This is a genomic window from Pseudomonas sivasensis (genome assembly GCF_052938085.1).
Window position 1 is genome coordinate 3,428,277 of record NZ_CP176442.1, and the last position, 23,391, is coordinate 3,451,667.

34 protein-coding genes and 1 pseudogene are annotated in these 23,391 nt (G+C 56.3%); 13 read left to right on the forward strand and 22 right to left on the reverse strand.

Translation table 11 applies throughout. The features are described 5' to 3' along the window. Nucleotides 1-23: 23 nt before the first annotated feature. From ACKZ62_RS15875 to ACKZ62_RS15935, 13 genes and pseudogenes are all read right to left on the reverse strand, one after another. Nucleotides 24-608, reverse strand: coding sequence for a hypothetical protein (locus ACKZ62_RS15875; RefSeq protein ID WP_427584157.1), 585 nt, complete (start codon nt 606-608; stop codon nt 24-26). A 47-nt stretch (nt 609-655) separates the two neighbouring features. Continuing rightward, nucleotides 656-1,621, reverse strand: coding sequence for a major capsid protein (locus ACKZ62_RS15880; protein WP_311903502.1), 966 nt, complete (start codon nt 1,619-1,621; stop codon nt 656-658). A gap of 12 nt (nt 1,622-1,633) precedes the next feature. Continuing rightward, the gene (locus tag ACKZ62_RS15885; protein WP_093546469.1) at nt 1,634-2,362 is read right to left on the reverse strand and encodes a hypothetical protein; all 729 of its coding nucleotides are present in this window, start codon (nt 2,360-2,362) and stop codon (nt 1,634-1,636) included. 82 nt (nt 2,363-2,444) lie between these two features. After that, nucleotides 2,445-3,530, reverse strand: a complete 1,086-nt coding sequence (locus tag ACKZ62_RS15890) for a phage minor head protein (protein ID WP_447095511.1) — start codon at nt 3,528-3,530, stop codon at nt 2,445-2,447. Beyond that, complete coding sequence (locus ACKZ62_RS15895; RefSeq protein ID WP_447095512.1) at nt 3,505-4,923, reverse strand: DUF4055 domain-containing protein; 1,419 nt, start codon at nt 4,921-4,923, stop codon at nt 3,505-3,507. Before ACKZ62_RS15895 ends, ACKZ62_RS15890 begins: the two co-directional genes overlap by 26 nt. Then, nucleotides 4,920-6,221: a terminase large subunit domain-containing protein gene (locus ACKZ62_RS15900; protein ID WP_427584160.1), complete on the reverse strand. Its 1,302-nt coding sequence runs from the start codon at nt 6,219-6,221 to the stop codon at nt 4,920-4,922. The genes ACKZ62_RS15895 and ACKZ62_RS15900 overlap by 4 nt, the downstream gene beginning before the upstream one ends. Beyond that, nucleotides 6,208-6,669 (reverse strand): DUF2280 domain-containing protein, encoded by a 462-nt coding sequence (locus ACKZ62_RS15905; RefSeq protein WP_442116078.1) that lies wholly within the window; start codon nt 6,667-6,669, stop codon nt 6,208-6,210. Before ACKZ62_RS15905 ends, ACKZ62_RS15900 begins: the two co-directional genes overlap by 14 nt. Nucleotides 6,670-6,700: 31 nt before the next feature. Beyond that, nucleotides 6,701-6,781: pseudogene (locus tag ACKZ62_RS15910) on the reverse strand (putative metallopeptidase); the annotation flags it as partial. Continuing rightward, the gene (locus ACKZ62_RS15915) at nt 6,780-7,301 is read right to left on the reverse strand and encodes an HNH endonuclease (RefSeq protein ID WP_427584162.1); all 522 of its coding nucleotides are present in this window, start codon (nt 7,299-7,301) and stop codon (nt 6,780-6,782) included. The gene ACKZ62_RS15915 and the pseudogene ACKZ62_RS15910, both read right to left, overlap by 2 nt. Beyond that, entirely contained in the window at nt 7,301-7,933 is a 633-nt protein-coding gene (locus tag ACKZ62_RS15920) for a putative metallopeptidase (RefSeq protein WP_099602857.1), read from the reverse strand. Before ACKZ62_RS15920 ends, ACKZ62_RS15915 begins: the two co-directional genes overlap by 1 nt. Nucleotides 7,934-8,266: 333 nt before the next feature. Next, nucleotides 8,267-8,518: a hypothetical protein gene (locus ACKZ62_RS15925; protein WP_099602855.1), complete on the reverse strand. Its 252-nt coding sequence runs from the start codon at nt 8,516-8,518 to the stop codon at nt 8,267-8,269. Then, nucleotides 8,515-8,706, reverse strand: coding sequence for a hypothetical protein (locus ACKZ62_RS15930; RefSeq protein ID WP_032891197.1), 192 nt, complete (start codon nt 8,704-8,706; stop codon nt 8,515-8,517). The genes ACKZ62_RS15925 and ACKZ62_RS15930 overlap by 4 nt, the downstream gene beginning before the upstream one ends. Nucleotides 8,707-8,755: 49 nt before the next feature. Next, nucleotides 8,756-9,088 (reverse strand): phage holin, lambda family, encoded by a 333-nt coding sequence (locus ACKZ62_RS15935; RefSeq protein WP_032891196.1) that lies wholly within the window; start codon nt 9,086-9,088, stop codon nt 8,756-8,758. Nucleotides 9,089-9,420: 332 nt separating this feature from the next. Between ACKZ62_RS15935 and ACKZ62_RS15940 the strand changes: the two genes are divergently transcribed. Then, nucleotides 9,421-9,648 carry a DUF6555 family protein gene (locus tag ACKZ62_RS15940; RefSeq protein ID WP_099602854.1) on the forward strand — a complete coding sequence of 76 codons (228 nt, stop codon included), beginning with the start codon at nt 9,421-9,423 and terminating at the stop codon, nt 9,646-9,648. 89 nt (nt 9,649-9,737) lie between these two features. Here ACKZ62_RS15940 and ACKZ62_RS15945 read toward each other — a convergent pair whose 3' ends face one another. Both ACKZ62_RS15945 and ACKZ62_RS15950 read right to left on the reverse strand, forming a co-directional pair. Next, entirely contained in the window at nt 9,738-9,935 is a 198-nt protein-coding gene (locus ACKZ62_RS15945) for a hypothetical protein (protein ID WP_099602853.1), read from the reverse strand. 132 nt (nt 9,936-10,067) lie between these two features. Continuing rightward, nucleotides 10,068-10,301, reverse strand: coding sequence for a hypothetical protein (locus tag ACKZ62_RS15950; RefSeq protein WP_099602852.1), 234 nt, complete (start codon nt 10,299-10,301; stop codon nt 10,068-10,070). 385 nt (nt 10,302-10,686) lie between these two features. Between ACKZ62_RS15950 and ACKZ62_RS15955 the strand changes: the two genes are divergently transcribed. Further along, nucleotides 10,687-12,462, forward strand: a complete 1,776-nt coding sequence (locus ACKZ62_RS15955) for a sensor domain-containing phosphodiesterase (RefSeq protein WP_099602851.1) — start codon at nt 10,687-10,689, stop codon at nt 12,460-12,462. A gap of 138 nt (nt 12,463-12,600) precedes the next feature. Here ACKZ62_RS15955 and ACKZ62_RS15960 read toward each other — a convergent pair whose 3' ends face one another. The 6 genes from ACKZ62_RS15960 to ACKZ62_RS15985 form a co-directional block, all read right to left on the reverse strand. After that, nucleotides 12,601-13,146, reverse strand: coding sequence for a hypothetical protein (locus ACKZ62_RS15960; RefSeq protein WP_122681622.1), 546 nt, complete (start codon nt 13,144-13,146; stop codon nt 12,601-12,603). Continuing rightward, nucleotides 13,143-13,754, reverse strand: coding sequence for a recombination protein NinG (locus ACKZ62_RS15965; RefSeq protein ID WP_421560683.1), 612 nt, complete (start codon nt 13,752-13,754; stop codon nt 13,143-13,145). The genes ACKZ62_RS15960 and ACKZ62_RS15965 overlap by 4 nt, the downstream gene beginning before the upstream one ends. Then, entirely contained in the window at nt 13,751-14,266 is a 516-nt protein-coding gene (locus ACKZ62_RS15970; protein ID WP_122681624.1) for a hypothetical protein, read from the reverse strand. The genes ACKZ62_RS15965 and ACKZ62_RS15970 overlap by 4 nt, the downstream gene beginning before the upstream one ends. Further along, on the reverse strand, nt 14,263-15,060 hold the full coding sequence (locus tag ACKZ62_RS15975) for a hypothetical protein (protein ID WP_122753982.1): 798 nt from the start codon (nt 15,058-15,060) through the stop codon (nt 14,263-14,265). The genes ACKZ62_RS15970 and ACKZ62_RS15975 overlap by 4 nt, the downstream gene beginning before the upstream one ends. Beyond that, nucleotides 15,047-16,024: a phage replication protein gene (locus ACKZ62_RS15980; RefSeq protein ID WP_421560684.1), complete on the reverse strand. Its 978-nt coding sequence runs from the start codon at nt 16,022-16,024 to the stop codon at nt 15,047-15,049. Before ACKZ62_RS15980 ends, ACKZ62_RS15975 begins: the two co-directional genes overlap by 14 nt. Nucleotides 16,025-16,344: 320 nt before the next feature. After that, a complete protein-coding gene (locus ACKZ62_RS15985) occupies nt 16,345-16,524 on the reverse strand; it encodes a Cro/CI family transcriptional regulator (protein ID WP_017255748.1) in 180 nt (59 codons plus the stop codon). 109 nt (nt 16,525-16,633) lie between these two features. Here ACKZ62_RS15985 and ACKZ62_RS15990 point away from each other — a divergent pair, with 109 nt between their 5' ends. From ACKZ62_RS15990 to ACKZ62_RS16030, 9 genes are all read left to right on the forward strand, one after another. Next, nucleotides 16,634-17,290, forward strand: a complete 657-nt coding sequence (locus ACKZ62_RS15990; protein ID WP_421560685.1) for a LexA family protein — start codon at nt 16,634-16,636, stop codon at nt 17,288-17,290. Between the two features lie 18 nt (nt 17,291-17,308). Continuing rightward, nucleotides 17,309-17,542, forward strand: a complete 234-nt coding sequence (locus tag ACKZ62_RS15995; RefSeq protein WP_122763729.1) for a hypothetical protein — start codon at nt 17,309-17,311, stop codon at nt 17,540-17,542. After that, nucleotides 17,539-17,760 (forward strand): hypothetical protein, encoded by a 222-nt coding sequence (locus ACKZ62_RS16000; protein WP_421560686.1) that lies wholly within the window; start codon nt 17,539-17,541, stop codon nt 17,758-17,760. The genes ACKZ62_RS15995 and ACKZ62_RS16000 overlap by 4 nt, the downstream gene beginning before the upstream one ends. A 68-nt stretch (nt 17,761-17,828) precedes the next feature. Continuing rightward, nucleotides 17,829-18,737 (forward strand): DUF7946 domain-containing protein, encoded by a 909-nt coding sequence (locus tag ACKZ62_RS16005; RefSeq protein ID WP_421560687.1) that lies wholly within the window; start codon nt 17,829-17,831, stop codon nt 18,735-18,737. Between the two features lie 227 nt (nt 18,738-18,964). Then, on the forward strand, nt 18,965-19,396 hold the full coding sequence (locus ACKZ62_RS16010) for a hypothetical protein (RefSeq protein WP_081797892.1): 432 nt from the start codon (nt 18,965-18,967) through the stop codon (nt 19,394-19,396). Between the two features lie 215 nt (nt 19,397-19,611). Then, entirely contained in the window at nt 19,612-19,830 is a 219-nt protein-coding gene (locus tag ACKZ62_RS16015) for a DUF2388 domain-containing protein (RefSeq protein WP_338104994.1), read from the forward strand. A 215-nt stretch (nt 19,831-20,045) separates the two neighbouring features. Further along, nucleotides 20,046-20,456, forward strand: a complete 411-nt coding sequence (locus ACKZ62_RS16020; RefSeq protein ID WP_099601551.1) for a VOC family protein — start codon at nt 20,046-20,048, stop codon at nt 20,454-20,456. Nucleotides 20,457-20,627: 171 nt separating this feature from the next. Next, nucleotides 20,628-20,879, forward strand: a complete 252-nt coding sequence (locus ACKZ62_RS16025; RefSeq protein ID WP_122681634.1) for a DUF1654 domain-containing protein — start codon at nt 20,628-20,630, stop codon at nt 20,877-20,879. 670 nt (nt 20,880-21,549) lie between these two features. Next, on the forward strand, nt 21,550-21,933 hold the full coding sequence (locus ACKZ62_RS16030; protein ID WP_099601549.1) for a response regulator transcription factor: 384 nt from the start codon (nt 21,550-21,552) through the stop codon (nt 21,931-21,933). Nucleotides 21,934-22,008: 75 nt separating this feature from the next. Here ACKZ62_RS16030 and ACKZ62_RS16035 read toward each other — a convergent pair whose 3' ends face one another. Continuing rightward, complete coding sequence (locus tag ACKZ62_RS16035; protein WP_095184960.1) at nt 22,009-22,305, reverse strand: cupin domain-containing protein; 297 nt, start codon at nt 22,303-22,305, stop codon at nt 22,009-22,011. Nucleotides 22,306-22,443: 138 nt separating this feature from the next. On the opposite strand from ACKZ62_RS16035, the gene ACKZ62_RS16040 reads away from it, so the two are divergent. Together ACKZ62_RS16040 and ACKZ62_RS16045 are read left to right on the forward strand one after the other, a co-directional pair. Further along, complete coding sequence (locus tag ACKZ62_RS16040; RefSeq protein ID WP_421560688.1) at nt 22,444-22,740, forward strand: hypothetical protein; 297 nt, start codon at nt 22,444-22,446, stop codon at nt 22,738-22,740. 257 nt (nt 22,741-22,997) lie between these two features. Continuing rightward, nucleotides 22,998-23,318, forward strand: coding sequence for a hypothetical protein (locus ACKZ62_RS16045; protein ID WP_164558487.1), 321 nt, complete (start codon nt 22,998-23,000; stop codon nt 23,316-23,318). The last annotated feature ends 73 nt before the right edge of the window (nt 23,319-23,391 follow it).

The following is a 23,391-nucleotide window of genomic DNA, read 5'->3' on the forward strand; positions in this document are numbered from 1 at the left end:
CGGATCACCAACAGCCAGCAGTATTACTCCTTGGGCAGCTCAGCGACGAGCTTTTCCAGGGATTCTTTGGAGGCGTTGGCCCGGTACTGGACCTTGGCTTCATCGAGCCTTTGTTTAAGCGCTGCGATTTCACCGGCCTCGTCAGCCGGCGGCGTGAGGGCAGACTTCTTCAGCGCTTCAACCTCGCCGCGCAGTGCGTCGACAGTCAAGGTCAGGCCGTCACGTTCAGTGCTCAACTCATCAATCGAAGCATGGATGGTGCCCAGCACGTGAAACAAGCGCAACGCCAGGTCGCCGGACTCTGGACGATGGATTTCGCCAGCTTCCAGGCCGTCAACAAGGATCAGGATCGATCCATGCTCAGCGCGCAAAGCCGCGATCACCTTTTCCAGTTCGGCCTGGTTGCCCGCACCAACAATCTGCACCCGCTTGGCTTCCTTCACCGACACGCCAATGCCGGCTGCTTCGTATGCGTCGACCACGCTTGGCCAATCGCCAATCACCAGCACGCTGGTCACGCCGGCTTCGGGCTTATCGAAGTGTTCCGGATTGCGGTAACGCTTCTCCGGGTCGAAGCCGCTCAGCTGGTTGCTGTAAGTCAGTTCCATGTGTTTCTCCAAGGCGGCCATCGCTGACCGCGCGTTGAGTTTTTGGGTTAGCCGCCAGTTGCCGGAGGCGTCGCAGTCAAAGTGATCATCACGCCGGCGGTTACCTTGTTGCTGCCCGCATGCTTGACCCAGTTGGCAGCGGAGCCAACCGCCGCCAGGGTTGGGTTGGAACCGCCAGTGGTGGCTTTCCAGCTGTAACCCAGCACATCGATGTTCACGGTGCCTTCAGCGCGATAACCGATGCTCAGGTTTTCTTCGTCGTTCACTTCGTAGGAGCGGAAGCCCGGCGCCTGCGACTCGGTGATAGTTACGGCGTTTGGTAGCAGGCCGAAAATCACGTCCGCCGGTGCGGTGTCGGTCACTAGTACCGGCTTGCCCAGAGTGCCCGGCAGGCCGCCGTAGATCACGACGCCAGCTTCTTCGTAGATTTTGTTGGTGATGGCTTCATCAACGATGTCGAAGTAGGCGCTGGAGTGCATGACCCACAGTGCGATCCGACCGAACTTATCGCCGAACTTGCGCATGCCGCGAGTCAGAGTCTTCTTGCCGTCGGTTTCGATGTTGGCCGAAACCACCATGTCAGCGTTGGAGCCGATGGCCGCGCGCAGACCAGCCGTTGCGTACTGGATAAAGCCTTCAAGGGTCGCGTCAGCAACGTCGGCGCCGACGATCTGGGAGAACTCCTCGACCGGACGACCGCGGCGCTTGAACGCCTCTTCGGTGGTCTGGTACGGACCGTACTTCCATGGAGCCTTGACGCCCACAGCTTCGCCGGCGCTGATCTTCTTGGCGGTAACCTTGCCGTCAGAGTTGACGTCACGGTGTTCAAGCGATCCGTTCAGCTTGTAGAGAGCACGCTTGCGGAAATCGCCTTCGATCAGTTCGTTGTCCAGCACCATCGCGCCGTTCGACGATGCGTTGAACACATCCAGGTTGTCCTGGACACGCTCCAGGTATGCGGTTTGCGCCTCATCGTTGTAGATGATCAGGTCGCTATTTACGGTTGTAGCCATGGGTCAATCCCCTTACTTGGGCAATTGCAGATATGCGGTTTGGCCGTGCTTGCGCTGGAAGTCGCGCTTCTGCTCGGAGGTCATTTCGGAGCGCTTGAATGCAGCCTTGCCGCCACCCCCGCCCGGGGCAAATGTCCCTGAAGCCCTTGGCCACAGATGAGGTGCGCTTTCGCGCAGAGATTCCGCCCATTCGAGCGGAGTCAGAGGGGTCTTGCCGTCTTTACCGAGGATGACCTGGCCGGATTCATCAACGGCGACTGCATCGCCATCTTCGTTAAGGGTGAACACGCCTTTGGCGCGCAGGATGATGTCGTCTGTCGCTTCAGGGAGCGCACCAGCCTTCAGTGCTGCGCCGCGTACCGAGTCGCCCAGGACTTTGCCCTGGAACTTGGCAGCGAAGGACTCAGCTTTCTCGGCGCGCTCGCTGATGGTCTTCAGCTGCTTGTCGTAGTCACCGCGCAGACGCTCAGTGCGGCGGTTGAAGACCTCGTCCACCTTGCCCTCGGTCAGCAACTTGGTTTCTTCGTCCTGCCCGGCGCGGCTGAGCAGGCCTTTGACTGCGTCGATGTCGATGCCTTCAAACTGTGTTTCAAATTGGGTCAGCTTGCCGGAGGTTTCCTTCAGCTTGCCCAGCAGTTCCGAGTTCTTGGTTTTCAAACCGGAAACGGATGCTTCAACGGCAGTCGCGATAGCGGCCTTGATTGCCGGGTTTTCCAGGTCGATTTCGTTTTCTTCTGCCACTTTGATGCACCCCTTGGGTTTAGTCCGCCCGCTTTGCAGGCAATAAAAAACCGCCCGGAGGCGGCTGGTTGAATGTGTTCGGTTAAATCCCGGCCCTCTCAAATGCCAGCGGCTCTAGTCCCTTCATCTGCGCCAGAGTTAGCGGTGCGAAGTTGCGATCAAGCTGCAGCTCGGCGAAGCGCTCGACGGTCAATCCGCCCTCACGGAACAGCTTGGCCCGTACAGGTCCAATAGCCACGTCCTGGAACGATGCCGGTTGCTGCTGGAGCCAGTGGTAGTAATCGAGGTCGGCACTGACCTGCTGTCCGCCATCAGCACCCACCGAGGCACGCGTAGCGCCTTTGGCGAACATCACGCTGAGCTTGGTCAACAGAATGAAGGTGTTGCGGCAGTTCGGGTGGAATGGCGGCCGTGGCCCGGAATCGACCGGAAACTTGCGTTTGTCCATCGAGCGGCACAACTGGCTGGTCTTGCTGTCCAGCGTGGCCACCATCTGGATTTCTTCGACGATGTCCGTATTGGACTTCGCGACCTCCATGCGCGCCTGGGACGACACATGCTGAATCGCAGTGTGCACGACCGTGCTGGCATTGCGGCTGGTGGTGGCAAGAATGCCGTCCTTGTAGCCGGCCGCCTTAGTACCGCGAATGTTGCGGATGATCTGGAAATTCGTCTGCCCTTCGAAGAAGCCTTGCCGAATGGTGCCGGTGACGCGCTCACGCTCTGCGCTGTTCCAGCCTTTGATGAAGGCCTTCAATAACTTGCCTCCACCAGTACCGCGCACACTGAGCGGGTTCGTCAGCACTGCGGTGCGGATCGCTGCAGCCGTCGGCGCAACCACATCCAGTGAGACTCCAAGCGGCGCCGATCTGGTAATGCTGGTCGCCTCAAACTCAGCCTCGTAGTTGGCGATATCTACCAGGTCGAGGTTCAGTTGCGCGCTGTAGCGGTCGAAGATGCCCAGCAGCAGACTATCCACTTCCTTCAGCAGCGCTTCGAGGCGTTTGACGCTGTACTCAGACAGATCCGACTGGGTGAGGCGGTCGCGAATAGAGCGGTCAATCTCCTTGAGAAACGGGGCGAACTTGCCCACCTCTCCAGCCTTCAGCTTTTCGAGGAAGACCGCGTGCCGGATCGTGGCATCAAGTACTGCCGGATTTACCGCCATTTGGTTTGTCCTCATCGTCCAGGCCCAGGCCATCGCCCTGCTCTTCCAGCTCACCGTCAATCTGGTGGTCAGTACGCTCTGGCGCGATCAGCCCCAGTTTGCGCAGGTACGCCCGCAAATCAGCCTTGGCGAAGCCGCCGTTCTGCCACAAGCCAACCAAGGCGGTGATCATCTGCGGATCAGCAGTCAGCTCGACAAATTCCTGATTCACCTGGTAGGCGACCTTCTTGTCGGCAATCCCCATGTAAGCGCAGCACCACATGATGGCTCGCGTGTATGCCTCGCTGACGTTTGCCACACACCCAGCGAGCACCGATGTGGATGCCGACTGATCGGCGCGTGACTCGGTAGCTGTCTTGGTGGCAAGTGACGCCACCACCATCCGTGCGCCCAGTTCAATCATCATCTGGTTCTTATCGGCCATCGCCTCTTTGACCAGCGTATTGGGTAAGGGCTGCGCGTAACCGAACTGGCCGCCAGCTGGCAGCATCATCGGCGCCCGGGAGCCGACATAAACACCGTTCTTCTCCATCCAGTCGCGCCACTGCTCATCCAAACCAGAGATCCACGGCTGAGCCTGGCCACACCAGAAGACGCTGTCTTCGTAGTCGGCGCTGTTCCGGTAATGACCCAGGTTGATCATGGCGATGTCGTACAGCGGCGACTCGTCGATGCTTGGGTCGTTGTTCTGTGCGCCGACGAAGGTGAACGGGATTTCTTTGAAGCGCCCAGTGACACCTTCAGGCCTGAATTCTTCGATGACCTCCAGTGGGCCGCCACCCTTTGGTCCGGACCGGCGCCAAACCCGGCAAACAAAGCCGTCTTCCTCCAGCGCCAGTTCCCGGTACTGCTCAGCTGTCTTGTAGCCAAAACCTTCCGGTATCTCCGGCGACTCGCGCAGCACCACCAGCGTCAGCACGCTGTGGCCGTTCACCATACCCGTACGCCAGTTGATGATGTCTTCTGCGCAATAGGAAAGGATCACAGAGTGACCGCCGATGCCGTCGTCTTGGTGGTAGTCGACGTACAACCCGTGGCGCCCAGCCTCAAGCACCTTCTCCAGCGTGCCTTGGGAGTGCTGGTAAATGCTGACACCGGAGCCGTTAGCATTGTCCTGCAGGTATTCCAGCTTCTTCGGCACCGCGAGGGTCGGATCTTTATGGAAGGCCAGACCAAGCAGCCCGTTTCGGGTGTGCCCTGTGGCGTTCTTGAACACCGCCCGCTCGCGGTAAGCCCTGTTCCGGTCTACGTTCTCCGGCGACTTGTCGTGCGCGTTGATGTACGGCAGCCGATCGACTACCCGGTGCTGGCCGGCGCAGACGTCACGAACGGTCGCCCAGCGGTCCAGCACTGTCGTGTATTCCGCCCGCTTGAAGGAGACGTCGTTACTCATCGGGCGTATCCCATTTTGATAGCGGTGACCGGTTTGATGATCGGATACTCGCGGTGGATGAAGTAGCCGCCGGCGTCGTTCGCGTGATCGATGCCTGCGGTTTTATCTGGCTCCCCGTTCGCGCCCCACACCTGTTGCTCCAGCCCATCGGCATAGGTCGGACAGGTGAGCGAATTGATCAGGTAGCGGCGCTCGCCCTGCGCATTGCAGAAGACGGCGTTCATTGCGTTGATTCGATCCTTCACCGGCGGGTTTGCAGCTGGAGCGATGACCGCGAACCCGGCCTGTTTGAGCATGGCAAGGTCGGTGATGCTGGCGTTCACGGACTTGCGCGAATCGCCCGAGGCGTCCGGGTAGATCCTGATTTCGCAGGTCTTCTTGAAATCGTTGCCGTCGTGCTGCCAGTAGCGTTCTTTGATCCGCCGGATCATGTCAGGCGTGTCGTAGCCGTCGATCAGCTCATCTACTGCCCTGGGCAGCCCCTGGTCACGTTTGACGTGGGTAATTGCCGCCATCTTGCCGACGTTGAAGTCCATCCCAATAAACAGCGGCTCGCCGGGCTGCACGGTGTCGAAGCATCCGTTGAGCTTGCGGTCATAGGCCTTGTAGATCGTGCCGGACGTCAGGTTGACGAACTGGCCTTTGAGGTACGCCATGATCAGCTGCGGCGGATACGACTCCATCAGGGAGGCGATGTAGTCATCCGGCAGATTGAGCTCGTTGTCGAAGGTGCTGGCCTGCACCAGGCCGTACATCTCCTTGAGCGACGGCTTGTCGCGCAGCTGCTTCACGAACTGCAGGAAGACAAACTTGAAGCCTTCCGGCGTTGTGGTGACGTCCACCCCGTTCTTCAGCCCGGGCAGGTTGTAGCGCATCCGGGCGATGATCTTGCGCCAGGCCTGCTGTGCCTTGATGGCCGTCAGCACGTCCAGCTCATCCACCAGGGCGTGACCGATCTTGAAGCCAACGATGGTCTGAGGCTTCTCCATAGACCTGCAGATCACAGTGCCGCGGCACTGCCGGCCGCTGTAGATGTGAACCTCGTGGTTCGCCTGGTTGATCTTGGTCTTCAGCCCCCAGTCGTAGGCCACCTCATCCATGGTCGGATAGAAGATGTCCCGGATTTGCGGGTAGGTCGGTGCGAAGTAGCCAGCGTTAACGCCGGGCCACTCCATGAAGTGCTTACTGAGTGCCGAGCAGCCCACCCATGTTTTCCCCGAGCCGAACCCAGCAACGAAAGCACGAAACTTGTGGGGCAGCGTGAGGAACTGAGCCTGCGGAACATTAAGGCTCGGCATTCGGTTTCCTCGCATCAACCACGTCGACCTGAATCCGAGTCGGAATTACCGGTTCGTCGCCCGCCTCCTCCTTCCGCGCTCGATTGACGTAGATGTCGCCGGTTTCTTTCGCGGCCTGCTCCAGGATCTGCATAGCCAGACCAATGTTCTTCATCGACTCGGCCCTCTCCACGAAGCGGTTCATGGCACGGAGACGGAAGGCGCGGTTGGCGATCGGGATGTCAGCTGTCTCTTCGCGGAATCGCTTACGGGTGTCGTGGAAAAGGGTCACCCACTTCTTTGCCAGGTCTCGGCCGGCACGCTTGGTCGGGTCTTGCGCCTCGCACTGCTGACGGGTCACCTCAATGCCGAATTCCTCTCGGACAGCCGCTGCAACCTGGGAAGGTGTGTCGAAGCACGCCAAGGCCTGAACCATGAAGCCTTTCACCTCACTGTTCAGGGCTGCCATAGGGTAAATTCCGTCTTAGGTCTGTCAGGGGTCAGGCCGATCTGAGCAGACAGGTTCCGCAGGCCCTCGCATTGTTCAATTTCCCTACCTCGGCAGGATTGTGTGCAGCATCAGATGTGCGCCCACGACTTGCGGCGAACCACATCAAGGGCCGTTCTCTTATGGATGCCGTAGAGTTCAGCAAGAGTTTCAACATCAACGCCTGATGTTGAGTGAAGCGCTCGCATTTCCAGCACCTCACCCTCTTTCAGTTTGGCTTGTCCGTTAGATTCGCCCTTTGCCGTCTGCAACCCATGCTCATAGGAGTGGTGTTGATTGTCCGAAGACGTAACCCATTCCAAGTTGAAGACGGCTGCGTTTCCCCTGTCGGCGTCAATATGATTAACCTCAGCGCCATGAAACGGCGGCTCACCCAGAAATGCGATCGCTACGAGCCGATGAACAAGCTCAGTGCGTTTGCCTCCCGGGTAGCAGAGATCGACACTCAGGTATGGTCGAGCCTTACTGCGGCCAGGTGTCTTTAAGATTGTGCCTGCCTTCGCGCACGTCCTGGTCGTGAGGCGCTTGATTCGACCCAGGTTGCTTACCGCGTAGTCCGGGTAGTTTTGAATCGTCTTCCACTGCTCTTCCACTACACAGCCCTCATCAAGCAGGTACCGCAAGCACTCGCTATAGAGGCCCGGTTAACGGATGGTGGTTTTTTGGCCGCTTCGACCATTCGCGCAACATCGCTATCTGGCGCGCCAACGCCATATCGCTCAACGATGGCAACGAACTCGTTGACGTCGTGGCCGCGCATCTCAAGCTTGGGCGCGCCTTCCTTTGTGAAGGCTGGCTGGCCGTACTTATCGTTGGCGTGAGCGATGTGATAGAGCTCATGCTCAACCAAGGTGCAGAAGTCGGTATCGCTGCACTGGGCGCAGTAGTCAGCAGCCAAGGTGATGATGAAGGCCGGCACATCGCCGAACCAATCACGCATCTGTTGTTCCATCCGTGCTTTCTGCCAGCCGCCGGCGCGGAACGCTACCTGTTCGGCCTGGCCCAGAACTGTACGACCCTGCTTCTCGAAGCTCGACGAAGCCCACATGACCCGGATGTCTGCATCAAGTAGGTGGGCATGGTCTTCGTTGTGAATGGTGCCGGTGTCGGCAAGTATCTCAGCTTGGAGCCATTCCCACACCTCTGGCGCCGGTGTAAGGCGAATACCGAAATCGGATAGCTCAGACAGTTCCAGCAGTGAAACTGGAGGCAATGGCCTGCTCACAGACAACCTCCGAATTTGTACTAAAGTATGGATGACTGCAAATATGGCGCTCAACCGGCTAAGGAGTAGCAGATGGTAATGTCATGCACGGATCCGCGAACGCTCATCCAGCATCTTGGTACTACTTACCCGGAAGCTACTCGATTAGTCCAAAATGCTTTTGGCGCTCTGCAGTTTGTATTTCCAGATGGTCTTGTAATTAATATCTACCCGAGGGGCACCATTCACTTCCAAGGCCAAGCCAGTAGCATAAGGGCTGAAGTGGAAGCTCTTGTTTTAATTATGAACAAGAGGTAGAGGACCATCCCCGCCGCACTAAACCTGCGGCACACTTCAGTCATCAGTAGTCAGCAGAACATCAATCAGCTTCTGCTCACCCAGGCGCATCGCACCAAGGCATTGCAGGTCGTCGCACTTGGGGCCGAGGCCGAACACGGTCACCTCTCCCTTCGCGCCGATCAGCGTCAAGGCACCTACAGTGCACTCGGGATGCTCCCCGGCATCGAGGTCATCGGCGATCTTGCGCAGGGTTTTAGCAGCGTCTCGCCAGTCCTCCCGCTTGAACTCCAGTACCTTGACGGTCATTCGGTCACCATTTGGTGTGTCTGTGCATGGGCGTGCCCGTGAAGCAGGCTGACGACCAGGCCCTGAGGCAAACCGGCAGCCTTGGCAGCATCCACAGCATCGGCAATAGCCTTGTCGAGAGCGCCGACCGCAGCGTTGATGTCCGGGCTCATTGGTAGCACGTGTCGCAGCCGGCTGACGTTGCTCATTTGCTAAACCTCGCGCCACGATTTGGCGCATCCGAAAACGTGGCGCGGATTAATCGACCTTGCGACCTGGCAGCTTGAAGTCAGTCACGCGGTCAGCAATTGACCGGATCTTCTCCACACCCAGGAAGCCTACCCATCCACCTGCGAAGGTGGCCATGCTTTGGGGCAGGCCGAAGAAGTCCAGGCCGCTGATGATCGTCAAGGTGAGGCCGCCACAAATAGCGCCCTCCACCAGCATCTGGCGTCGTGTACCACCACCGTAGGTGATACGCAGGACAGCCATGGCGCAGGACAGCGCAGCCGCATAGAGGATTGGCGAATGCTGGCTCAACCACGCAAGCGCTATCGCCCAGGTGTCTGGTTTGTCTGGCATATTGGACATCTCGGTTCCTCCCCGTCAGGGAGTTATGAATATTACAGGCCATGACCTGAAGATTTGAATCATCCCCGGCGGCACTCCCTGCTCAGTGCGAAGGGTGTGGCGGGGCCGAAAACGAAAAGACCCCGATCAATGTCGAGTCCGTGAAAATATAGATTGATCGTAAAGCGCACGAACCGTAGGCCTAACGGTCATAATTTAACCAGCAAGAAAATAGAACCACCCGCAGTTCAGGCGCCACCATCTCTCTCGGCCTCATATCCCGGCAGACCTCTCTGAATTCCAGATACTTAGGATCGACCCTTTTTGGGTATGGCTTTGGCCAAGAGGCTCCAATGAAAAAGTTAGTACCCTATAAAATCCACTATCTACACGATGGGGAGCCGGAGCACTTCTATACGAATGCAACTACATTCAGCGAAGACGCTGCGATTCGCATGGCCACAAGACACGCTGGTGAGGGCCCTGAATATTGGATACCGATCGGCCTGTCTCGGGACTCAATATTAAAAATTGCTGACAAGCTGGGTGTAACGCAGGTCCGCTGGAATAAAGCCGGATAAAACCGCGGGGGGCTGCCGCAGCTCTAACACGCAAAGTTTGCGAATAAATAACCCAGCGCTTTTTCCGGGTTTTTTTATTGATATTTCAATCAGTTGTCGGGGTGCTCGCTCGCCACTGAATCGGCCGCGTCCACGTCCGACATATCCTCTTCGAGGGAGGGATCGTCATTCTGAGGCGGCAGGATCTCGCGCTCGCCACGACGAGGGTCGTAACCCGCTTCGTTGTCCGTGCCGCGTGTCACTTCCTGCTGCGAAATATTGCCTGGGGCACTCTTATTAATGTCCATGCTGTCTCTCCGTTCAAACGCTCGAAACAACCGCGCATAAACAGAGTAGTCGGCAGGTCACAGCGCTTGCCGAGCACTGGACGAACGGTGGAAAGCAAAAAGCCCCGCTGTAGGCGGGGCTTAGTGAAAACTTTAGTTAATTGAGGCTTGAGGGACCGGGGCCTCGTCGATGCTAATGCAGTGCTCAATGTCAGTTATTTTCTCCAGCGCAAGCTCGGCCGTTGAATAAGCCCCGAACATTCGGCCCTGATAAAAAACAACCCACGCAAACTGAATATCCGCGTTGCCAGCCTGCCCTACAACCAACTTCTTGAACCGTTCCGCCAAGTCGTCGACATGCATCTGTGCCATGCCACGCAAAACCATGACGCTCTCCCAGCTTATAGTCGGAATCTCTATTTTCGACTCTGGACAAACTGAGATCAACAAAAAGCCCGACATATTAGCCGGGCTTTGCAGTGCAATTCCCTGGCGCGCAAGATCGATAGGATGAATAAATAATCTCTCATTTTCTCACTCAGTGCAACATTTTTTGGATATCCGAATTTTGCTTGTAGCTCCGCCGTAAAACCTATCCAGGGCTTTCCAAATTTCTGCCTACACCCTTTCGAACGGTAAAACAGTCGTATCCGGCGTATGCGCCATACGTGTGACCGGGTCTAACCTATTGGAGCGATAGGTAAATGAAGTCGTAGGCCTGCAGGGGATCTGATACCGTTTAGCCATATGGTCGTGATACACGAGGTTAATTATGGACGTAAACGCCCATTTTCCTGAGTACGAAGCAGAACGCTTAAAACGCGTTGAGGCCCTGTGCCCGCAAAATGAACAAGACGATGAAGTCTTCGAAAAAATGATTTCGATGACTTCAGAATACTTCAGTGCTCCCATCGCGCTAATTTCTATTGTCGATAAGCACCGCCAATGGTTCAGGGCTCGGATTGGGATTGAAGAACACACTACACCACGGGACGTTTCGTTCTGTGCCCACTCGCTACGCGACAGAAAGCCGTTAGAGGTTTTGGACGCGCGAGATGATGAGCGCTTCAAAGATAACCCTATGGTCACCGGCCCGCCCTTCATTCGCTACTACGCTAGCGCACCACTTCTCACAAGTGATGGTTTCTCCTTGGGCAGCCTATGCATAATAGATACTTCAGCTCGAGAACCAATGAGCAAGCGAGATGCGGGAATGCTCGTTTATTTTGCTCAAATCGTTGTAATGAGGATCACAGGCTTACGGTCTCGGAATTTTATTGATCAGCCTACTGGACTTTTCAATCGACTTAGATTGGAAGAAGATATCCGCCTGGCAAGCTCCAGCGGCATTCAGCATTACCTTTTTGCGGTGGACGTAATATCGCCGAAATTTTTGAATGACGTAGTAAAAGCACTTGGTTACAGCTTCTCTCAAAAATTAATGCTCGACGTAAAGACTCGACTTCAGTCTTTACTACCTAAAGATTATCTTCTTTACAAAATTAGCCCCACACGTTTTGGGTTTCTTTTGAAAGCTGGCGAGCCGGTCGAGCGCCTCTGCCTTGGGATTCTTTCTAACTTTGGTGAACCGGTTGATTGTCAAGGAATTCCAATACCTATGCAGCCAGGCATTGGAGTTTTGAAGATCGCTGATGCAGAAGAGAGAGACTGGCTACGCTTGGTGGTAGGCGCTGCCGACGACGCCAGAGTTCGAAACTTGGGATGGACAATGTATCAGCCTGAGTTGGACGCAGCTCAGCAGCGAGCATTTGTGCTACTGAGTTCCTTGCCTGACGCCGTTCGATCTGGAAATCAACTGAGCCTAGTTTTCCAGCCCAAAGTCAGGTTACCTAGCCTAGCATGTGAAAGTGTTGAAGCCTTGATCCGGTGGAATCACCCTACGCTCGGACCTATCAGCCCTGCAGAATTTATACCATTGGCAGAGAAAACTGCATTGATGCATTCGATTACCTTTTGGGTACTTCATGCCGTAGTTTCCCAAGCGAAAGTATGGAGGAGCAAAGGTATTGAGTTACGAATCTCCATGAATGTGACTGTCAGTGATCTTGAAAACTCAAAATTCGTAAACAAAATCACAGAGTACATAAATGAAGGTGCACTCCTACCAAAAAATCTAGAACTTGAATTTACTGAAAGTATGCACATGTCAGACCCAAAGGCAGTTATTACTCAGCTAGAGCGCGCCCGTGGGTTAGGCATTGATATTTCCGTGGACGACTTCGGCACTGGCTACAGCAACTGGACATACCTAAGGCAACTTCCGGTAAGTACGGTAAAACTAGACCAGTCACTGATCAGTAATCTGGACACAAACGAAAAAGATAAGAGGTTAGTTGAGACACTAATCGAGCTTGCGAGAGGGTTAGGGTATCGAGTCGTAGCAGAGGGAGTCGAGACAAAAAGTATCTTAGATCTAATCACGCTCTGGGGGTGTTCAGAGGCGCAGGGATACCTATTCACACCTCCCCTGAAAGCGAAACCACTAGAAGAATGGCTGGAGCAAGGTGGTTTTAACGCGGCCATGTGATCGGATTACAGAGCCAGGTACTGAGTCCTTTTAATTCATTAGAACTTGTCGGCGGGAAGCTCGTTTCCAGCTCCCGCCCATCTCACAAAGCTGTGGGTCAGATAGGCCATCTTTCCAGTTCATCGCCGCGGCAATTTATTATGCAGCGAACGTCTCAATTAGCCCCTCCGCGTCAAGGAGCTCTTGAGCGGCCACCAGCGCCTCATTCATCTGACGATCCAAAGCTTTTCGTATGGATGACCGCCACCGATACCGAGTCGATTCCGGCTTGCCGTCGTTATCCCAGTTGGCTATGTCGTACCAGGCAGCCGGCAGCACCGCGGCGGAGCGCTTGCCCTCAGCCCCCGCCACTTGCGGAATGGCCCAGGTCAGCACAGCGCATTCCCGGAAGCGTTTCGGCGCCGGCGTGCGCACCGAGTTAAGCATCTCCAGAATGGCGTCGTGCTTGCGCTCCTGGTGCGTCGAGTACTTCGCAACGAGCACCCGCCAGTGAGCCGGGGTCAACGCCTTATGTAGCCGACCGAACACCCAGCAGTCCTGCAGAAATGCTGCCTCCTTGCCAACGATCTCCCCCTTCTGCTTGGCGCACTGCACCTTGGGCTCAAAGTCGCAGCCGCCGGCGGAAGTGATGGTCTCGGCCGCGAGGGCTCGAACTACTGCTGAAACAACGTTGCGATAGGTCATGCGACGGCCCTCTTCAGTTCTCTAGTCTTTGCCCGGTAGTCGGCTGTCATCGCCTTCAACTCTTCCACGGTGTACTTCTTGGCCTCATGAGGGCCTTCCAGCCACTCGACAGCCTCGGCGCCGATACGCTTCACCAGCTCAATGCGGTAATTAACGATGTTCCCGGAAAGCCGGGTGTTGCACGGCGAACACTGGCGGTGGCAATTCTTCGGCTCGAAGCGCAGGGCCGGATTGCTCCCCACGGTCCGGTAATGGCCAGCGTCATACTTGCCCTGGTGGTGGCGGCCGCAGCTCACGCATGGAAGCTCAGCGTCACGGGCGCGCACCCAGGCGTTGAAGGCCTGCTGCGTGTCTTTGAGGTGATCCGCCCTACTCTTCAGCTTCTCCTTGCGGACCTTAATCTGCCGGCGCCCTACTTCTGCCAGGGCCTTCCCGGCGATAGCTCGCCCCTTCTCGGACTTGCCGTATGCGATCGCGCACTCGATCTCCCCGCACACAACCTGCGATTCTCTGGAGCGCGTGAACATTACTCGGCACTCTGGGCAGCGCTTGCGCCGCGGTAGACCGGATTGAAGTGGGGTTTTTCGCTGTAGTGGGGTGCGCTTCATGCTGCCTCCTTGAATGCTTCGAACTCGGCCATCTCGGTCAGTCGCTCTTCCGTGAGGGTTGGCCAGTCGCGCAGCACCAAGTACGCGCAGCACTGACGCCAGAAGTCTTGGAATGTCTCCTCCCCCATCGAGTCGTAGGAAAGGCTTCGGGGTGTCTTGCGGGTGAGCTGGCCCAGACCTGGAATGTCGAACAGCTCCTCGTCGCAGTACACGCCCGACTCCAGCTGCAGGGCCTTGATTGCGTCGTGGGACTGCTTGCCGGAGAACCGGTCAATGTTCTGACTCAGCACCCGGCCCAGGCCGTGAACCAAGCCGTTGAACCGCGGGTTGCGCGGCTGCTTGAGGTCGGCGCGGATCTTCGTATTGATCCGGAAATCTCGCTCGCGAAGGATCGAACGGTCAGCATCGGAGGACGGCACGAACGCGGCGACCTCCTTGCCGGTGGCGGGATCTACCAGGCGGCGCAGAACCAGGTAAACGGGCATTGGGCGCGGCTTCGCTGACTTGGTCATTGTGCTGCCCTCTTCGCTTCCAGTTCCTGGGCCTGCTTGATCAGTAGCGCCCGGCGATCCGCCAACTCATTTGCCGCATCAATCCGCATTTCAGTTTTCCGCTCAGCACTGGCCTTCCGCATTTCCATCATCGAGCTCTTCACCAGCTCCAGCTTCTGGCGAATGGCCGGCTCTGGCCGGGTAACGTTGCCAGTGAGCAGGCCGGCGATAGCACGTCCGCCCTCGGTAATGGGCTCGGCGCTAAGGTCTGCCAGGTACTTCTGGCCGTGCTCACGAGGAATGCGTTTCAGCTCCATCGCCTTGGTCACAGCCTGGATACGGCGGTTGGCGTCGAAGCCTACGGACACATGCCAGTTGACCGGCTTCGCGTCCTCGCGGGCTTGGCTCACAAACCGCTGGTAGGCGTCGATGAACGCCATGCGCGCGCCGATTTTGTCGCCGCCATCCAAGATGGGTTTCGCAGCGGCCAGGGCCAGCTGGATCTCGTCGGTCAGCACCACGGTTTCAAATTCATCGTTGGTGGTCATGGCGATGGCCCAGGCCTCATCCTTCCCAGGGCGGCCGTCGGAGGTCTGGACACGCTGCAGGATGTCAGCCATCGCCAGCTTGCCCTTCACTTCGAAACGGCAAGCCTTCAGCGCGGCTTTGACGACTGGCACCGGGTAAGCACAAAGGTCTTCGGCCATCATAGCGGCGGTACCAGGGTTCATTTCCTGGCCCATGGCCTCGGCCGTCGCGCATATGGCGGCGGCAAGACCGGCGACCTGTTGGTCGTTCATTTCAGAGGTATTCATTGCGGTCACCTGCTTGGCGTTTGGCCAGAACAATCTGGGCTGCCTGCTCGGCTGCGGAGAGGTTTGCCTCGGTCCTTTCCATCTGGCGGGCGGTTGTGCCGTTGACACGCTGCCCGGTAACCCACTGGGTGTGGTAGCTCTCGGCGTTGGCCAGCAGCTCGTTCAGGCTATGGCATTTGCGCAGGACGGCGGCATCGCTGGTTTTCAGGAAGTGGGCCGCGACGTGGTGGGCAACATCGGCGCCGAGGCGGTCGACGAGTTGGCCTAGCTGGCCACCGACCTTGGCGTTCCACACCGGCCAGGCGATGTAGCGTTTGCGGTATGCCATGGCGTAGTTCGCCCACACCTTGAAGGTTTTGCAGGTCTGGTCCTTGGGCCCCGGCATATCGGCGGGAATCTCAACCCGTGGAGCGTCGGTACGATCAACCACCAGCACCAAGCCGCGGGACTGAACCGGCTTGCCGGTAGCGTCCTGCAAGTCCTGACTGGTGTCCTGACTGGTACCCTGATGATTGGTATCCTGATTTGTCGGAGATTTATCCGACCCTTGCTCGGATTTTTTTCCGACCTTGCTCGGAGATTTATCCGAGGTAGATCGGATATTTTTCCGACCTTTGTTTTTTGGCGGGGTCGGATATTTTTCCGACCCATCAAGCTTTTGGTTCCACTCGACGGCCTTCTCGGTGAGACGAAAAAGCGTGATGTTCGAAGTGCAGGAAAGCTCAATCAAACCGGCCTCTTCCAGGGCCTTCAGCATGCGGTAAGCGGTGTCCGGCTTATCAGTGAGAAGCGGCAGTTCCTCAATGATTTTGGCCTTGCTGAGCGCGAAGAAGATCCCGTCATCGGTCTTGATTGGCTTGGTCCAGCTCGGGCAGCCGTAGACGAAGGCGAACAGCAGGGCCTGTTGAGAATTCAGCCCCCACTCCAGCGCCTTCACCTGGTTAATCGTGACGGTGTATTGCATGTCAGACCGCCGGGAAAAAGATATACGAGCAAATGCGCGCCACGTTTTCAGATTGCGCAAAACGTGGCGCGAGATTGGTAGAGCTATTGATATGTGGCTGGGTTTCCATATAATCGGCCTCACAACGTGTTATCGAATTAGCCGACCTCGACCGTCGGCTTTTTTGTGGCTGTAATTCAGCGCCGAAGCGCCAACCTCCCCGCCCTACTCCCCGTTTCGCCTTTTCAAAAACTACTGGATAAAACTCCAGCGACATCAGGTTTCTTACCTCGCAGACCGCATGGGCCGATACTGGCTACATGGGCAGCAGTGTTTCCCTTTCAGGCGGCTTGGTCTTTCTTTGTCGCCTTGAACTTGCCCTTGGAAAGGACTTGGATCTGGTACTGCCGGGATTCGGGGATCGTTTCCCCCCACATGGTCACTGCGCTTGGACGGATGCCCAAAGCGAGTGCCAGCTTCGTCTTGCTGCCGAAGAATTCGGCGACCTCATGCGTATTCATTGCGCATCCTCGTTCGAGCCTGTCGCAATTTAAGCATGCTTAAGTTGTGGCATCAACGGCGTTTTTCCCCTACTGCATGCTTAAATTCAGTTAACTTAATATTGAGTACATGGAAAGACACGAACGCATCGCCCGCGCCATACAGGTCAGCGGTAAAAAGAAAGGGGAAATTGCATCGCTTTGCGGCGTTGCAAATTCGGCCGTCACTCAATGGATCACCGGTGAGAGCAAAAGCCTCAGGCCGGAGAACCTTTATTCTCTGGCGAAAGCGACTGGCTTCCGAGCTGAGTGGCTGGCCATTGGCGAAGGTGATGAGCGCGATGCTTCTGAATCAAACATTTCCCCCGCCGCCCAGCCCACCAAATCATTCCGCTACCCGGTAGTCAGCTGGGTTGCCGCCGGCGCCTGGGCGGAAGCCGTGGAGCCCTATCCGACTGGAATCTCGGACACCTACGAGTTTTCGGAGTACGACTCCAAAGGCCCTGCGTTCTGGCTGACAGTCAAAGGTGACTCGATGACAGCGCCCGCCGGCCAGAGCATTACCGAGGGCACGCTGATCCTTGTGGACACTGAGGCTGAGGTTGCACCAGGTAAGCTGGTGGTGGCCAAGCTCCCAGACAGCAATGAGGCGACATTCAAGAAGCTGGTCAGCGATGGCGGACGGCTGTTCCTAAAGCCACTCAACCCTAGCTACCCAATCGAAGCGGTAGACGAGAGCTGCCGGATCGTGGGCGTGGTAGTGCAGGCGCTGCAGAAGTTTTACTGATGCGTTCCAGGAGGCCCCATGTCCCTCACGAAACCTAATCAACTACTGCGCCGCGACCTTAAGGCGATAGCCTCCAACCTTGAGCAGTCCTGTGTCGACCTGGGCAAGATCGCTGAAAAACTCAGCAATGCCGACGCCATAGCCCTGATGGGGCTGGTGGGTACGCTTTACGAAGAAGCGGACAGGTTGGTGGGTTACGCTGACGAGGTGAAGGACGGCCGGATAAGTCGGGCCGCGGAACAGCGCAAATGACTGCATGGCGAAAGCAAAGCTTCTGGAGCAAGTATTGGGTATGGGCTTGGTTGGCGCTCCTCATGGTGCTTCCTTTCATTTCCGACGCGGGTCCTAGCTGTTGGGGCTCATCAGGTCGCAAGCGAGTCTTCAGCCCTGGCTTCGTTGTGCTCTGCACCATCGTGGCGGTGGTTGAGCTGATAGCGCTGAACCATTTCTACGGAGTGCGGATGAGGTGAGGCCGGGGAGAATCGCGGGAACGAAGTAACCCAAGCGGAATAAGTCATTTCAAATTCAAGGATGTGCAATGGTCGGTTGGAATGAGATGACTGGTGTTACCGGTCACATGAACATGAAGTACGAGGGACTAGACGCCAACCGCCATTTACTGGAAGCCGGGCAGTATGCGAAGTCGGTGGATGGAGCATCCAGGCTATATAGACTCATCAGCCATTACTGCATTTATGGCGAGGTATTGGCATCACGCCAACAGTCCGACATAAGGTGCTTCTCAGCACCTCCCAAAGAAGGATCTTTTGAGCAGACACTGGTTATACTTACAGGCATCACACACCAGATGCCTGCTTTTGCGGATGTCTATAAAAAGGCATTCGACTGGTTAACCGCTCAGGTTCTGGCCTACGTCAAGAAAGCACTATCGGGAAACTCGGACGTGAAAGAGCTGGTAGAGGTCATCAGGGAGCAAGCTAAGCAGTCTTCGGACCTCAATCATGTGATGGCGAACGGGTTAATCAAGGCAAACGATAATGCCCATCTTTCCTCTGAAAGGCTGACTGAGAAATTGCTCGCGACGCTCCCATTATTGGTTGAGGCAGCAAGGTCCCCCATGCGGAATGCCTTGGCCCCAATTGGTAAGTCGTGCGACCAAATCACGCAATTTTCGGACTCCGATCATCCAGTTGAGATTACTGAGCCGGAGGCCCTAGCCATTCGATCAAATGGCGAAGTTTCTGTTGGTGATCCTGGCGACTACGTTATTTCTCGGATTTACGCCCTTAGCGTTGATACAGGGGTGTGCCGCGTTCAGATCGAAGGTTTTTCAGGATCTGTTCATGGAAAGATCACTGACGTCGCCTTGTCCTTTCCAAATAATGCATACACACAAGCTATGGGCAGTCACGCGAGCCTCAAGGTGCGTGCGCGTCCGGTCTTCAAGGACGGGGACCTGCACAGGCTTTTCATTACAGAGACTTGATTCCTACCAATCAAAGGCCCGGCCCAGCGCCGGGCTCCTTTGGTCATCCCAATTCTCAGCACCCGCTTAAGCCCGCCCTCCGTAGCCGAATCCATCACGGCATATCTTGTTACAACCATTCGCCCGCAGGCACCGCCCATAGAGAACTACAAACTTCTACTCCAGTCCTAATACTAGGCGTGCTTCAAACCGTGAGCGCCTGCTGACAACCCATAGAGGTTCACAAAATGAAAATCACACTACCCGCGCTATTTTTGGGTGCCCTCATTTCGCAAGGAGCACTAGCTGCCGGAGATGGCACAGCCGCTCTTGGAGGCGGCGTTGGTGGTGCACTTGGCAATATCGTAGGTCAGCAACTCGGCGGCTCAACGGGTGCGGCGGTAGGTGCAGGCGTAGGTGGTGCAGCCGGCAGTGCTGTCGGCGCTCAAAGAGGCAACAGAGCTGAAGCAGCATTAGGTGGCGGTATCGGCTCGGCAGGCGGCTCTCTCATTGGTAATCGCCTCGGCGGCACAACTGGCTCGACTATCGGTGCAGGTCTCGGCGGCGCGGCGGGTGGCGCGCTAGGAAACAACCTGGCGGATGATGAGAGCGGTCATCGATCGGATGGTAAGAAGCACAGAGGCAACAACAAACATAAACACAAGAACAAGCATCGTTAGTCCCTGACGCTCCTACATCGAAGCCCGGCCCAGCGCCGGGCTTCTTGTATCTGGCGAGCGCTCTGCTCTGCTATGGTGGCGCACTCAGATCGCAATGGAAGCATCGAAGAATGGACTCATGGAAGATTGTAGCTGCAGCCCTTATGGTATCGATCAATGCTCATGCTTCAGAGGGGTCCGATGACTCCTATAACAACTCGATGCTATCAGTGCTAATGGCTCCAACCTACACCGTTGCGGGAACCACCGGGCTTACCGTGCTTGCATCGAACAACTTCAAGCCTGCTAAGGCTGACGCGCTCGCATTCATTGGGTCAGAAGGTCAGATTCGCGGAGCCCAATTTGAACAGGCAGTTCGCTTTTATCGCACGACATACCTGCCGCCTCTAATGACCGATCGGCAGTTGGCACAGGCAATCGCCACTTCGTACTGAGCACGAGCATTCACGAACTTTTCACACCTGGGCGCCTATGGTTATCCCAGCTCCTAGTGAAACCCTTTAAGCCCGCTACCCCCCATCGCGGGCTTTTCTTTGCCTGCGATTTGGAGGGCCGAAACTCGCCCTCCCCAACTTACCCAACGACGGCTATACACGCCCACCGTCAAAATGACACGATGACGCCTCGCCTTCGTAAGTAGGAATACAGGATGTTCAGTCACGTAACCGTTGGGACAAACGATCTTGATAAGGCCTCTACCTTCTATGACGCGGTACTGATCCCCCTGGGGCTCTGTCGTAGGCCTGTAACGCCTGATGGCGGGCCACCTTCGGCATGCTGGATTAAGCCAAATAGCGTCCTCCCTCGCTTTTATGTGTATAGCCCTTATGACCGCAATGAAGCCGGAACAGGCAATGGCAGCATGGTGGCTTTCACCGCACCCTCTTCAAATGCGGTAGACAGCGCCTATGCAGCTGGGCTTCTTGCGGGCGGATCTGATGAAGGTGAACCTGGCCAACGTCCCCACTATGGTGACGGCTACTACGGTGCGTACCTACGTGATCCAGATGGCAACAAGGTACATATCGCTCATCGTGGTGATTTGGACTTGGCGGGGTAGCCGACGCTCACCGTATTCGCTTAAAGCCCGCCCACCGCGGGCTTTTTCATTCCTGCCGGAAAGCACCCATCATAAAATATGCATTTATGCATTAAACTTCTTGCTGCCCTCTTGCCAATACATGACAGCACAAATACTGTGTATACATACAGTATTCGCAAGGAGCTACACATGAACCAGGAACCCTACCCCGCACCAAAACCGAGAAATTCCTACGAGCTTGTTGGCCGCCGCCTGCAAGGGTTGATCGCCTCTCCCCGGGTACAGCGGATTCAGTTGGTCGAGGTCTCCAGGCGCGACGATGAAAGCCCTGAAGCCTGGCACCAGGTCATCCAAGACATTGGCGATACCGCCGGGATAAGAGTCGAGCATCTGGAAGACGGAGCCGTCAGGATCGGTTGGCGCGAGTACTGCGACGCATAAAGGAGCCCGCCACTAAGCGGGTTTTTTATCGACTTGAATTTCAGCAATCTGAATTATTTATTTCAGCATGCTTGACACCTTTATTTCAGCTTGCTTAAATTCAACTCAAGCCAGCAATGAACATCGCCGGCCAGCAGCGAGAGCTGCGCCGCTCTTTAACAGTCAGCGCAATACAGAAATACCAACAGACCGCATTGCCTCTACTGGCGACCGGCGATCAGACGGGTCAGATAGCCCGCCCACGACAGGGACACCCTGTACGGCTGATCGAGAGCGAAACGCTCGAACCGTGCGAATGACCTGGCAAGCAATGCGCCCCGCGAATCCCAGCGGTAGAAGGGAGACTCAACTGAACAGAATTAGCGGTCCCGATAGCCTCGGCTGGGAACGCCGGACCTCATGCACCCTGCCCACCTAACCGGGCAAACGAGCTGCAGCGTGCATGTTGTAGGGACCTGTGATCCAAGGCGAACAGATGCTGATTGATGCCCTGGGGAGGAAGCTCACCGCCAACCTACGAAGACGAACGGCCAGCCCTGCAATCAGCAGCGGGCAACGGGCCTCACCGCTGACGCAACAACCCCGGCCTGACGCCAGTAGCGAGGTCGGGGGTTTCACCGATAGTCCTTGGCAACAGGGCCTAACGGGAAACCAACCGAGGGTAACGACGATGGAAGCAACAATCATCAACGGCGCATGGAAGGGTCACCTCGGACGTGGCCTGGCGCCGCGAGAGCTTCAGTTTCTGCTTTGGATTGCCCAGGGCTTCACCTCGAAAGAGATCGCCCGAGAGGCAGGCATAGAGGCAGGCACCGTGAAGAAGCGCCTGACCAATGCGATGTTCAAGCTGGGCGTGACGAAACGCACGGCCTTGGTGGCTGAGGCCATGAAGCGCCAGATTATCACGCCGGTGTGCTTTGTACTGGCGGCGCTGATCGCCATGCACTCAACGATCAGTGACGACTCGCTGCGTCGTGATCGCCGGGCGCCGGAAAGACGGATGGCTCAGGCTCGGATGGTGCGCCGGGCGGAATGTCCTAGGCTGACCGCTTAACAGAAACAGCCACGACAGCCTTTCGTTAACTGTCTGGTCAGCTGCGTGCCGGCCAGTTCCGGCACCTGCGGCCTTTCAAACATCAATGATGACAAGTGTCCCGTAGCTTCCAGACAAAACTGCATGCGGAACACCAGCTTCAGCCAGATAAATTTGTCCCTCTCCCACGCGCACGCACTCACCATCGACTCCCAGCAATAACTGTCCGGAGATGACTAGCAAGCCCTCGGTGTAGTCATGCACCTCTGCTTCAACGGACATTTCATCCATGCGCAGGACTTTGATATTGGAGCCGCCTACCCGTCCTAGAACGGTGGACTTCCAAGCTTGAGGCAAGGCCTTCGAGGTCAAATCAAGATCCACCAGGGACATAGAAAACTCCTTATTTCGAACTTCCCTACTTATACCCCTCCTCACCTCTACCCGTCAGCACTCACCCCGCGCCCATCGGCAACCAGCGGGAGGCATGAGTGTTGACGAATACAGGTGAACCAACGAACGGAGAGAGTTATGGCCAAGAAGGTTGGCGTAAAAACCAGGAGCGCCCAAATCGGCGTTCGAATCAGCCCCCGCGTTAAGTACATGCTCGACGTGATGGGTCGCATCCAGCGCAGAACCATGAGTGGAGTTATCGAATCGGCTCTTTTGGCTTATGCCAAGTACGACGAAAAATGCTTAGCCGACCAGACATGGTCAACGGATGAAAGCGAACGATTGCTCAACCTTTATCTAGTAGCGCCTCACCTTCTGTCATTCGACGAAGAGATTGCGGCCAAGCGGCTCATCGCAGCCAAAGCCACCGCCTAACCCCAAGCAATGGAAGCCGCCAATCGTCAATGCGCTCTGAGTCGAGATCGATGCCCGCAAGCGCCGGTAACGGTGGGCGGCACCCGGCGCCGGTTGCGGTCAGCTTAGGCTGACTGTGCGATGAGAGACTTCCAACGATGTCGGGCGCCAACCCCGCAAGTGCGAGACACCGAGCATAAGGTATGCGTTCTCACTTCTTGGGGAGGTAGTACGAGCACATATCTGGAAGCTTAGATACGACGACAGAGTTGCTCATATTGAACGCCAACGATTGGATTTTTGCTTTGGAAGCTGGATCAGCTTTGACTCGGCGAACTTCTGCTCTAAGCGACTCGGTCGTCTCCGGATCGCTATTTAAAGCGTTCTCAACGCTGCTATTCGAATCTGGATTGGCCTTGACGCAAAGGCTTTCAATGGCCAGCAAATTGACGGCGTTTTCGGTGTCGTCCTCTGCTGCGCTTGCCAAGGTACTTGCGACCGAAGAAACGCTCAATAGCAGAAGCGCTGCAGAAATTCGCTTTAAAAACATCATTGATCTCCCTGAAAAAACTGAAATTTATCATAGCGCTATTGATTGACGATTTTCCAGTTATCCCCCGCATAGACACCTCCCCACCCACTACCAACAACCTTACCGGTCAGGTGCCCGAC